The sequence below is a fragment of the Klebsiella quasipneumoniae subsp. quasipneumoniae genome (assembly GCF_020525925.1).
In the GTDB taxonomy this organism is placed as follows: Bacteria; Pseudomonadota; Gammaproteobacteria; order Enterobacterales; family Enterobacteriaceae; genus Klebsiella; species Klebsiella quasipneumoniae.
This window is the reverse complement of record NZ_CP084876.1, coordinates 1,507,124-1,518,982: the sequence shown is the minus strand read 5'-3', so window position 1 is coordinate 1,518,982 and position 11,859 is coordinate 1,507,124. Positions and strand designations below refer to the sequence as shown.

Below are 11,859 nucleotides of genomic sequence, written 5' to 3'. Positions count from 1 at the left end.
TTCAACGGCGGAATAGCAGTACCCATGACGAGGGAGCGGGTTTTAACTCCCCCGCTCGCCGGCCCGGAACAAGGTTGGGACGCGAGTGTTCAGGGGTCAGAGAGCGCGGCTTTCCCGCGCCATGCCGATGTGCGGAATGCCATCCTCATCATAGACCTCAGTCACTGGCGTAAAACCGAAGTGGGCGTAAAAGGCTTGCAGATGCGCCTGCGCCCCGAGGTAAATCGCCTTTTGCGGCCAGTGCCGCTGACAGCTGGCCAGCGCCTGCGCCATCAGCTGATGGCCGAGCTTTTCGCCGCGCGCGGCGGGGCTGACGATAACCCGGCCAATCACCACCGGATCGTACGTCTCTTCGCTTTTAAGGATCCGCGCATAGGCCACCAGTTCGCCATCGCGCCAGCCGAGCAGATGGCGATTTTCCCCGACCAAATCATCGCCGTCGACATCCTGATAGGCGCACTGCTGCTCCACGACAAAGACTTCGCTGCGCAGCTTCAGCAGCGCATACAGTTGGGGAACGGTAAGTTCACTATGATGGAGATCCTGCCAGGTCATCATCTGCTGCTCCTTATTGATATACTGATACTTTGCGACTCGCCCTGAGGACACTGGACGATGGAATTAACTTTTTTGGGGACATCCGCCGGGGTGCCGACCCGCACGCGTAATATGACGTCGATAATACTCAATTTGCAACAGCCAACCCGCGCCGAAATGTGGTTGTTTGACTGCGGCGAAGGGACCCAGCATCAATTTCTGCATACGCCCCATCATCCAGGCAAACTGAATAAGATCTTTATTACCCATCTGCACGGCGACCATCTGTTCGGCCTGCCCGGCCTGCTGTGCAGCCGCTCGATGCAGGGGAATTCGCTGCCGCTGACGGTCTACGGACCAAAAGGAATAAAGGAATTCATTGACACCGCGCTGCGCCTCAGCGGTTCGTGGACCGATTATCCCCTGACCATCGTCGAAGTTGGCCCCGGTCTGGTGTTCGACGAAGAGGGCTATCGGGTCACCGCGTTCCCGCTCAGCCATCCAGTGGAGTGCTACGGGTATCGCATTGAGCAGCATGACAAGCCCGGCGCCCTCGACGCCGCCCAGCTGATTGCCGACGGCGTGCCCCCCGGACCGCTGTTTCACCGGCTTAAGCGCGGTGAACAGGTCACGCTGGCGGATGGCCGGACGATCGACGGCAGCCGCTACCTGGGGCCCGCTACGCCGGGTAAAACGCTGGCCATCTTCGGCGATACCGCCCCCTGCCCGCAGGCGCTGGAAATGGCGCGCGGGGCGGATGTGATGGTGCACGAAACCACGCTGGAGCAGGCGATGGCGGAGAAAGCCAATAGCCGCGGCCACTCTTCCAGCCAGCAGACCGCAGCGCTTGCCAAAGAAGCGGGGGTCGGCACGCTAATCGCCACCCACTTTAGCTCACGCTACGATGCCGAAGGCTGCCTGCGGATGCTGGCGGAATGCCGGGAGATTTTCCCGGACACCCTGCTGGCGGAAGACTTTATGGTCTACAGGGTGGCGTAACATTCCGGGCATAAAAAAACCGCCATTCCGGCGGTTTTTTTATTGAGGCAATCAACTTACATCAGCGGCGTCGCCAGCTGCACGATGCTAATCAGCGGCTGCGGCCAGATACCGAGCACCAGCACCAGCAGGGCAGAGATCAGCACCACGATACCGCCCGCGCTGTACTGCCAGTTCGACGGCGCATCACGGTTCAGCTGCTCCGGCGCGCTCAGGTACAAACTCACCGCCACGCGCAGGTAGTAGTAGAGACCGATCGCCGAGCCGACAACCACCGCGGCAACCAGCCACCACAGATGGGCGTGAACACCGACGGCCAGTACGTAGAACTTACCGATAAAGCCGAGAGTCATTGGGATACCGGCCAGGGAGAGCATCATCACCGTCATCACCGCCGACAGGATCGGACGGTGCCAGAACAGACCGCGGTAGGAGAACAGCGAGTCCGCGTCCGGGCCACGGTATGGGCTGGACATCAGGCTGACCACGCCGAACGCGCCGAGGCTGCTGAACAGGTAGCCGGCCAGGTAGACGCCAACGGCTTCCATCGACATTTCGCCGCTTTGCAGGGCGATCAGCGCCACCAGCAGATAGCCGAGGTGGGAGATTGAAGAGTAACCGAGCAGACGTTTGATATTGGTCTGGCTCAGCGCCATCAGGTTACCGAAGATGATAGAGGCGAAGGCGATCAGCCCCAGCACCACGCGCACCGCTTCGCTGTTGCCCACCGGCATGTACAGGAACAGACGCATCACCACGCCGAAGATAGCAATCTTGCTGGCGGTCGCCAGGAAGGTGGAGACCGGCGCAGGCGCCCCCTGGTAAACGTCCGGCGTCCACAGGTGGAACGGCACCAGCGACAGCTTAAAGCCAAGACCGACGATCATCAGGCCGAGCCCCGCCAGCAGCAGCGGCTCGTGCAGGGTGTTGTCCGCCAGGCTCTTGCCCAGCGCAAGGAAGGACAGGTTGCCGGAGTTCGCATACACCAGCGCCATACCGAACAGCAGGAAAGAGGAGGCTGCCGCTGAGAGGATGGTGTATTTGATGCTCGCTTCCAGCGAACGCTTCTGGCGGAAGGCGTAGCCGACCAGGCCGAACAGCGGCAAGGAGATCAACTCGATGCCGAGGAACAGCGCCGCCAGATGATTCGCACCGGCCAGCAGAATACCACCCAGGGCGGCAATCAACACCAGCAGGTAGAACTCTTCTTTGTTGTCCTTGTAACCCTCAAGCCACGGGTAGGCGAAAGTACAGGTCGCGAGGCTCGCCAGCAGCACCAGCCCGGTATAGAGCATAGCGTAGCCGTCAACGCGGATCAGCGGCGTGACGTCCATCGCCCCGTTCTGGCCGACGAACCAGAGCGAGACCAGCGCGGCGTTAAGTCCGAGAACCGACAGCGTGGCATTGAGAAAATGATTGCGTCGCCACGCAATGGAGAGCATCACAACCACCACCGTCAAGCCGACGATCAGCAGCGGTAGCAGTGCGATCAGTTGTTGTGGAGTTATTGTCATGGCGAATTACGGCCTTGTAGTAGAAACAGAATTAACAAACCACTGCTGAATGTTGCTCATCGCAGCATGCGAGGTGTCGAGGATCGGCTGCGGGAAGAAGCCCAACAGCACAAGCAGCACCACCAGCAGCAGGATGATAGACAGTTCACGCAGGGACATCCCCGGCAGCGCTTTCGCCGCGATTTCGCTTTTCGCTTTACCGAAATAAGCGCGATGCAGCATCGACAGCGAGTAAACGGACGCGAATACCAGACCAAAGGTCGAGATCACGGTGATCACCGGCACCACTTTATAGCTGCCGAACAGGATCATAAATTCGCCGACGAAGTTACCCGTGCCCGGCATCCCCAGGGTGGCGACGGCGAAGAACATCGACATCGCCGGCAGCCATTTGATTTTGCTCCACAGACCGCCCATCTGACGCATGTCACGAGTATGCAGACGTTCGTACAGCTGGCCGCAGAGAATAAACAGACCCGCCGCGGAGAGACCGTGAGCAATCATCTGGATCACCGCCCCCTGATACGCCAGCTGGCTGCCGGTGTAGATAGCAATCAGCACGAAGCCCATGTGGGACACGGAGGTGTAGGCGATAAGACGTTTGATATCCGTCTGCGCAAAGGCCATCCACGCGCCGTAGAAGATCCCGATCACGCCCAGCCACATCGCGATGGGCGCAAACTCGGCGGAGGCGTTCGGGAACAGCGGCAACGCAAAGCGCAGCAGACCGTAGGCCGCGGTTTTCAGCAGGATCCCCGCGAGGTCGACGGAACCGGCGGTCGGCGCCTGGGAGTGGGCGTCCGGCAGCCAGCCGTGCAGCGGCACCACCGGCATTTTCACCGCGAAGGCGATGAAGAAGCCGAGCATCAGCAGGTATTCCACGCCGTGGGACATCGGGGTTTTCAACAGCTCTTCATAGTTGAAAGTCCACACGCCGGTGGCGTTGAAGTGGACGAATGCCAGCGCCAGAATGGCGATCAGCATCACCATGCCGCTCGCCTGGGTGTAGATGAAGAACTTGGTGGCCGCCGTGATACGCGTTTTACCGTCAGAGGCTTTGTGGCCCCACAGCGCGATCAGGAAGTACATCGGCACCAACATCATTTCCCAGAAGAAGAAGAACAGGAACATGTCGATGGCGAGGAACACGCCGATGACGCCGCCCAGGATCCACATCAGGTTGAGGTGGAAGAATCCCTGGTATTTTTCGATTTCGCGCCAGGAACAGAGCACCGCCAGCACGCCGAGCAGACCGGTCAGCACCACCATCAGCAGCGACAGGCCGTCGATCGCCAGATGAATGCTAATGCCGAAGCGTGGGATCCACGGCAGCACGAACTCAGACTGCCACTGCGGAATACCCGCGGATTGCGTCAGAGAATAGCCGCCCTGCATCCACAGCTGCAGGCCAAGCGCCAGCGTCAGTCCCATAGTAATCAGCGCGATCCAGCGCGGCACTTTCACGCCAAAGCGTTCGGTCTGCCAGCACAGGAAGCCGCCGATAAAGGGGATTAATATCAACCAAGGCAATAACATGGTGATTTTTATTCCTTATTTAAGTCCGGTTCAGGCTATCTTACTCGTCATAGCGAACTCCGGCTGTGCTCACAATCCTCACGTACTTTAATACGCTCCGGTTGCTCCGCGCAGGCGGCGTCCACGTTGACTTCGCCGATAATGCCTGTCCTTTACGACCTGATTTTCAACGAATTCTCACAGAAAATTCACTTCGGTTTGAGGCTTGTTGTGTCGGGTGGCGCTAACGCTTACCCGACCTACGGTCCCGTAGGCCCGGCAAGCAGCGCGCCGCCGGGCAACACAATGGTTCTCAAACTCAACGCAATACCATCAGCAGCGCCAGCACCACCACCGCGCCGATGCTCATTGACGCCACATACCAGCGCAGATAGCCGTTCTCGCTCACCAGCAGGCCTTTACCTGCGAAGCGGGAGAGGATCGCCGGGATGTTCATCAATGCGTTCAGCGGATCGCTCTTCAGCAGCCAGGCAATGCCGAGGAATGGCTTAACGAAGACTTTGTCGTATAACCAGTCGAAGCCCCAGGCATGGAACCACCAGGTACCGAAGAAGCGGCCAGGCGCGCTGTTGGCGATAGAGGTCACCAGGGTGCGTTTGCCCAGCCACAGCCATGCGGCGATCAGGATGCCGGCAATGGCGATGATCCCGGAGGCAATCTCCAGCGTCATCACGTTGCCGTGCGCCAGTTCAGTGGTCTGCGGCAGGACGCCTTCCAGCGGCGGCACGATCAGCGCGCCAACGAAGGTGGACAGCACCAGCAGCACAATCAGCGGCAGATGATGGGTGATCCCCTTCCCTGCGTGCGCGTGAATTTGCTCTTTACCGTGGAACACGATGAAAATCATGCGGAAGGTGTACAGCGAGGTCATAAAGGCGCCGACCAGGCCCGCCACCATCAGGTTGATATGGCCGTTGGCCATCGCCCCCGCCAGAATCTCATCCTTACTGAAGAAGCCTGCGGTAATGAGCGGCAGAGCGGACAGCGCCGCGCCCCCCACCAGGAAGCAGACGTACACCAGCGGAATAGATTTGCGCAGGCCGCCCATCTTGAAGATGTTCTGTTCGTGATGGCAGGCGAGAATCACCGAACCCGACGACAGGAACAGCAGCGCTTTAAAAAACGCGTGGGTCATCAGATGGAAAATCGCCGCATCCCATGCCTGCACGCCCAGCGCGAGAAACATGTAGCCAATCTGGCTCATGGTGGAGTAAGCGAGAACGCGTTTGATGTCGGTCTGCACCAGCGCGGCGAAGCCCGCCAGCACCAGCGTTACCGCCCCGACGATCCCGACCAGATGCAGCACTTCCGGCGTCATCAGGAACAGACCGTGGGTACGGGCGATCAGGTAGACGCCCGCGGTAACCATGGTGGCGGCGTGGATCAGCGCGGAGACTGGCGTCGGACCCGCCATCGCATCGGCAAGCCACGTTTGCAGCGGCAGCTGGGCGGATTTACCGACCGCGCCGCCGAGCAGCATCAGCGTCGCCCACTGCAGCGTGGTGCTGCCGTTAGCGAAGTGCTGCGGCGCCAGCTCAACCATTTCGCGGAAGTTGAGGGTACCCAGTTCGTTATAAAGAATGAACAGCGCGAAGGCGAGGAACACGTCGCCGACGCGGGTCACCACAAACGCTTTCATCGCTGCGGCGCCGTTCTTCGGATCGGTGTAGTAGAAACCGATCAGCAGGTAAGAGCAGAGACCCACCCCTTCCCAACCCAGGTACATCAGCAGCAGGTTATCGGCCAGTACCAGAACCACCATGCTGGCGATAAACAGGTTGGTGTAGGCGAAGAAGCGGGAATAGCCCTCTTCACCGCGCATATACCAGGAGGCGAACATATGGATCAGGAAGCCGACGCCGGTCACCACGGAGAGCATGGTCAGCGACAGGCCGTCCAGCACCAGGTTGAAGCCGATGTTGAAATCCCCAACCGACATCCAGGTCCACAGCGGCACGCTGACCGCCTGTTTGCCGTTAGCGAAAAAGTCAACGCCGACGTAGGCGGTGACCAGCGCCGCCAGGCCTACCGAGCCCATGCCAACGGTGGCGGAAAGGTTTTCCGACCAGCGCCCGCGGGAAAAGGCCAGCAGCACAAAGCCAATCAATGGCAAAAGAATGGTTAAGGCAAGCATGTTCATCCACGCAACTCACTTACTGAATCGATGTTCAGGTTCTGGCGGCGACGATGGAGCTGCAGCAGCAGCGCCAGACCGATACTCGCTTCCGCAGCCGCGAGGCTGATAGCGAGGATATACATAATCTGACCATCAGTCTGGCCCCAGTAGCTGCCCGCCACCACAAAGGCCAGCGCGGCGGCGTTAATCATGATTTCCAGGCTGATCAACATAAACAGCAGATTGCGGCGGATCACCAGCCCCGTCAGACCAAGCACAAACAGGATGGCCGCGAGGATCAGTCCATGTGTTAAGGGGATCATGCGTGTTCCTCCGTTTTTCTTTTGTCGCTGTCGTTCACGCGGTTGCTCAGCACCTCGCCGGCGCGCTCTTCGCGGCCAATATGGAAGGCGACTACCAGGCCCGCCAGCAGCAGCATGGAGGCCAGCTCCACCGCCAGGACGTACGACCCAAACAGCGCAATACCCACTTCTTTGGCGTTGATCGCCGCGCCGTCGATACCCTGGTCGTTAATCCCCAGGATAGCGTAAACGATAACCACCAGCAGCACCGCGGAGAGGATGGCCGGGCCAATCCAGATCCCCGGCTGCAGCCATTTGCGTTCCTGTTCGATTTCGCTGCCGCCCAGGTTGAGCATCATCACCACGAAGACGAACAGCACCATAATGGCCCCGGCGTAAACGATAATCTCCAGCGCCCCGGCGAAGTAAGCGCCCAGCGAGAAGAACACCCCGGCAATCGCTAACAGCGAAATGATCAGGTACAGCAGCGCATGCACCGGATTGGTGTGGGTGACGACCCGCAAGGTTGCGAGGATGGCGATCAGGCCACAGATATAAAAAGCGAATTCCATTGCCCTCTCCTTACGGTAACAGGCTCTTGACGTCGATCGGCTTAGCTTCGTTTTCCGCTTCGCCCTTATCTTTGCCGTCGATTGCCATACCCGCCATCCGGTAGAAGTTATATTCCGGGTATTTGCCCGGACCGGAAATCAGCAGATCCTCTTTTTCGTACACCAGATCCTGACGTTTGTATTCACCCAGCTCGAAGTCAGGGGTCAACTGGATCGCCGTGGTCGGGCACGCTTCTTCGCACAGACCGCAGAAGATGCAGCGTGAGAAGTTGATGCGGAAGAACTCAGGGTACCAGCGGCCGTCTACCGTCTCTGCTTTCTGCAGCGAAATACAGCCCACCGGGCAGGCTACCGCACACAGGTTACAGGCGACGCAGCGCTCTGCACCGTCCGGATCGCGCGTCAGCACGATGCGGCCGCGATAACGCGGCGGCAAATAGACCGGCTCTTCCGGGTACATCCGGGTTTCACGTTTGGCGAAGGCATGCAGGCCAATCATCCAGATACTCCGGACCTGGGTGCCGAACCCCACCAATAATTCTTTTAAGGTCATGTTCAATTCACCCCTTATTGCGCCTGCCAGAGAATGACAGCCGCCGTTACCAACAAGTTGACCAGCGTTAACGGCAGGCATACCTTCCAGCCAAAGGACATTACCTGGTCATAGCGCGGACGAGGTAATGATGCGCGGATCAAAATGAACATCATCATGAAGAACGCGGTTTTCAGCGCGAACCAGATGAAAGGAGGTAACCACGGGCCATTCCAGCCGCCGAAGAACAGCGTGACGATCAGCGCTGAAACGGTGACGATACCGATGTATTCACCCACGAAGAACAGACCGAACTTCATGCCGGAATATTCAATGTGGTAACCATCGGCCAGCTCCTGCTCCGCTTCCGGCTGGTCGAACGGGTGACGGTGACACACCGCCACGCCGGCGATGGCGAACGTCACGAAGCCGAAGAACTGCGGAATAACGTTCCACAGATGCGCCTGGTTGTTGACGATATCGGTCATGTTGAATGACCCCGCCTGCGCCACCACGCCCATCAGGGAGAGGCCGAGGAACACTTCGTAGCTCAGGGTCTGCGCGGAAGCACGCATCGCCCCCAGCAGGGAGTATTTGTTGTTGCTCGACCAACCGGCGAACAGCACCGCGTACACCGCCAGGCCTGCCATCATCAGGAAGAACAGGATCCCGATGTTCAGATCGGCCACCACCCACGTCGGGCTGACCGGCACAATGGCGAAGGCCAGCAGCAGCGAAGTAAAGGCGATCACCGGCGCCAGAGTAAAGATCACGCGATCCGAGAAGCGCGGAACCCAGTCCTCTTTAAAGAACATTTTGATCATGTCGGCGACCAGCTGCAGCGAACCGCCCCAGCCCACCCGGTTTGGCCCGTAGCGGTTCTGGAACAGACCGAGCAGACGACGCTCGCCGAAGCTCATGAACGCGCCGCAGGTGACCACCACCAGCAGAATGACCACGGCCTTCAGGATGCTTAACAGAATGTCGATAAGATCCGGCGTTAACCAGCTCATGCTTTCGCCTCCTGCAGTGAATCAATACGCGATCCGGTCAGTACCGGCGCAATGCCCGGCATGCCCATCGGTAAGCCAACCTGTCCTGCGGTCAGACCTTCAGAGATAACCAGCGGCAGACGCAGGGTCTGGCCTTCCACGCTAAAGGAGAGCATCGCCCCGGCGTTGACGCCAAGCTTCGCGGCATCCGCCGGGTTCAGCTTGATGTACGGCTCAGGCATCCGGCTCTGGAACACCGGCGCGCGCTGTGACAGCTCATCGCTGCCAAACAGGTGGTAGTACGGCGCGATACGCCATTTCCCGTCTTCAGCCTGGAAGCTGGCCGGCACCGCCGTGAAGTATTCCAGCCCGCTGGCGGACGCTTCAAACAGACGGACGCCCGGATCGCCGTGGCGCAGTTTCCCGCCCACTTCATCCTGGAACTTGTTCCATGCCTGCGGGGAGTTCCAGCCCGGCGCCCAGGCGAACGGGATCTGCGAACGCGGGGCGGACGGCTGGTTGTTCCCTTCCATGGAGAAGGCGAACATGGTGTCTTTATCCTGCGGCTGACGCGGTTCGTGGACGCTGATGTTGGCGCGCATCGCCGTGCGGCCGCTGTAGCGGTGCGGTTCACGCGCCAGCTTCTGACCGCGAATGCGGAAGGTCGCATCCGGCGCGGCGTCTTTAATGCCCGCCAGCTGCGGCAGGGCGGCAATCGCGGCATCGATGACGTGGTCCAGCTGCGTCCAGTCAACCTGACGGTTGTTAACGGTGCTGTGCAGGGAATGCAGCCAGCGCCAGCTTTCCAGCATGACGGTTTTCGCGTCGTAGTAGGCCGGGTCGTAGACCTGGAAGAAGCGCTGAGCGCGGCCTTCGTTGTTGACCACGGTACCGTCGCTTTCCGCAAAGCTTGCCGCGGAGAGCACCAGGTGCGCTTTGTCCATAATCGCCGTGCGCTGATGGTCAACCACCATCACCAGCGGCGCTTTGGAGAGCGCTGCGTCGACGCGGGCGGCGGAAGCATGACGGTGAAGGTCGTTTTCCAGCACGATGACCGCGTCTGCGGCGCCGCTTTCCAGTTCGTCCAGCGCCTCTTCAAGAGAACCGCCGCCGATCATACCCAGACCGACGCTATTCACCGCGCGGGCAACCATCGTCACGCCGACGTCGGCGCCGCGGCCTTTCAGGGCTTTCGCCACGTTAGCGGCGGCCTGGATGATCTCCATGCTGCCGGCGTTGGTCCCGGAAATAATCAGTGGTTTTTTCGCCCCGGCCAGCGCCTGGACGATGACATCGACTTTACCCTGCAGTTCGCGGCTCAGGCCGTCAACCGCCGGCGCGCTGTCGTCCAGCGCATGGGCGATGGCGAAGCCGAGACGCGCCTGATCTTCCACCGGCGCGCGGTAGGTCCACGCGGCGATGTCATCCAGGCGGGTGTCATCGATGTTGGTGACGAATAGCGGGTGTTTGGCACGCTGGCCGATGTTGAGGATCGCCGCAATCTGCCAGTCGGCCACTTTCTGCGCCGCCGCCATTTCGCGTGCTTTCCCTTTCACCGCCTGACGCACCGCCAGCGCGACGCGCGCGCCGGTCTGGGTAATGTCTTCGCCCAGCACCAGTACCGCGTCGTAGGATTCGATATCGCGCAGGCTTGGGGTGTGGATCCCACCTTCGCGCAGCACTTTCAGCATCATCTGCAGGCGCGCTTGTTCGCCTTTGGCGATGCCGGTATAGAAGTTGTCGGCGCCCACCAGCTCGCGCAGCGCGAAGTTGCTTTCAATGCTGGCGCGCGGGGAGCCGATGCCGATCACTTTCTTCGACTGGCGCAGAATATCCGCCGCGCCCTGCATCGCCTGCTCGGCGTTGAGGGTAATCAGATCGTCGCCGCGGCGCTGAACCGGCTGACGCGGACGGTCTTTCAGGTTCACGTAGCCATAGCCGAAACGACCGCGGTCGCAGAGGAAGTAGCGGTTAACGGTCCCGTTATAACGGTTTTCGATACGACGCAGTTCGCCATAGCGTTCGCCCGGACTGATGTTACAGCCGATGGAACACTGCTGGCAGATGCTCGGCGCAAACTGCATGTCCCATTTACGGTTATAGCGCTCGGAGTGGGTTTTATCGGTGAAGACGCCAGTCGGGCAGACTTCCACCAGGTTGCCGGAGAATTCACTCTCCAGGGTGCCATCTTCCGGGCGGCCGAAGTAGACGTTGTCGTGGGCGCCATAGACGCCCAGATCGGTGCCGTCGGCATAATCTTTGTAGTAGCGCACGCAGCGGTAGCAGGCGATGCAGCGGTTCATTTCGTGAGAAATAAACGGCCCCAGATCCTGATTGCGGTGGGTACGCTTGGTAAAACGATAGCGGCGGAAGCTATGGCCGGTCATCACCGTCATATCCTGCAGGTGGCAGTTGCCGCCCTCTTCGCAGACCGGGCAGTCGTGCGGGTGGTTGGTCATCAGCCACTCCACCACGCTTTCGCGGAACTGCTTCGCTTCGCCATCGTCGATAGAAATAAAGGTGCCGTCGGATGCCGGAGTCATACAGGACATCACCAGGCGACCACGCGTGTCTTCCGCGTTCTGATATTGCTTCACCGCACACTGGCGGCAAGCACCGACGCTCCCTAGCGCCGGGTGCCAGCAAAAGTAGGGAATATCAAGCCCAAGAGAGAGACAAGCCTCCAGCAGGTTGTCCGCTCCGTTGACCTCGTATTCTTTGCCGTCTACATGAATCGTAGCCATTAGCGTGCTTCCAAA

The 11,859-nt window shown here is 59.8% G+C and carries 10 protein-coding genes; 1 reads left to right on the top strand and 9 read right to left on the bottom strand.

What is annotated here, in order from left to right; all coding sequences use genetic code 11:
* Positions 1–96: 96 nt before the first annotated feature.
* Positions 97–558, bottom strand: a complete 462-nt coding sequence (locus LGM20_RS07510) for a GNAT family N-acetyltransferase (RefSeq protein ID WP_032428946.1) — start codon at positions 556–558, stop codon at positions 97–99.
* Positions 559–615: 57 nt separating this feature from the next.
* Between LGM20_RS07510 and rnz the strand changes: the two genes are divergently transcribed.
* A complete protein-coding gene (gene rnz, locus LGM20_RS07505; protein ID WP_044524264.1) occupies positions 616–1,536 on the top strand; it encodes a ribonuclease Z in 921 nt (306 codons plus the stop codon).
* 56 nt (positions 1,537–1,592) lie between these two features.
* On the opposite strand, the gene nuoN is transcribed toward rnz, so the two are convergent.
* From nuoN to nuoG, 8 genes are all read right to left on the bottom strand, one after another.
* The gene (gene nuoN / locus LGM20_RS07500; protein ID WP_004201737.1) at positions 1,593–3,050 is read right to left on the bottom strand and encodes an NADH-quinone oxidoreductase subunit NuoN; all 1,458 of its coding nucleotides are present in this window, start codon (positions 3,048–3,050) and stop codon (positions 1,593–1,595) included.
* A 6-nt stretch (positions 3,051–3,056) separates the two neighbouring features.
* Complete coding sequence (nuoM, locus tag LGM20_RS07495; RefSeq protein WP_044524265.1) at positions 3,057–4,586, bottom strand: NADH-quinone oxidoreductase subunit M; 1,530 nt, start codon at positions 4,584–4,586, stop codon at positions 3,057–3,059.
* 298 nt (positions 4,587–4,884) lie between these two features.
* Positions 4,885–6,726, bottom strand: a complete 1,842-nt coding sequence (gene nuoL / locus LGM20_RS07490; protein ID WP_032453592.1) for an NADH-quinone oxidoreductase subunit L — start codon at positions 6,724–6,726, stop codon at positions 4,885–4,887.
* Positions 6,723–7,025 (bottom strand): NADH-quinone oxidoreductase subunit NuoK, encoded by a 303-nt coding sequence (gene nuoK, locus LGM20_RS07485; RefSeq protein ID WP_004865088.1) that lies wholly within the window; start codon positions 7,023–7,025, stop codon positions 6,723–6,725. Before nuoK ends, nuoL begins: the two co-directional genes overlap by 4 nt.
* Positions 7,022–7,576, bottom strand: coding sequence for an NADH-quinone oxidoreductase subunit J (gene nuoJ, locus LGM20_RS07480; RefSeq protein ID WP_044524266.1), 555 nt, complete (start codon positions 7,574–7,576; stop codon positions 7,022–7,024). Before nuoJ ends, nuoK begins: the two co-directional genes overlap by 4 nt.
* A 10-nt stretch (positions 7,577–7,586) precedes the next feature.
* The gene (gene nuoI, locus LGM20_RS07475; RefSeq protein WP_002913152.1) at positions 7,587–8,129 is read right to left on the bottom strand and encodes an NADH-quinone oxidoreductase subunit NuoI; all 543 of its coding nucleotides are present in this window, start codon (positions 8,127–8,129) and stop codon (positions 7,587–7,589) included.
* A 14-nt stretch (positions 8,130–8,143) separates the two neighbouring features.
* Positions 8,144–9,121: an NADH-quinone oxidoreductase subunit NuoH gene (gene nuoH / locus LGM20_RS07470; protein WP_023290510.1), complete on the bottom strand. Its 978-nt coding sequence runs from the start codon at positions 9,119–9,121 to the stop codon at positions 8,144–8,146.
* The gene (nuoG, locus tag LGM20_RS07465) at positions 9,118–11,844 is read right to left on the bottom strand and encodes an NADH-quinone oxidoreductase subunit NuoG (protein WP_044524268.1); all 2,727 of its coding nucleotides are present in this window, start codon (positions 11,842–11,844) and stop codon (positions 9,118–9,120) included. The genes nuoH and nuoG overlap by 4 nt, the downstream gene beginning before the upstream one ends.
* Positions 11,845–11,859 lie beyond the last annotated feature (15 nt).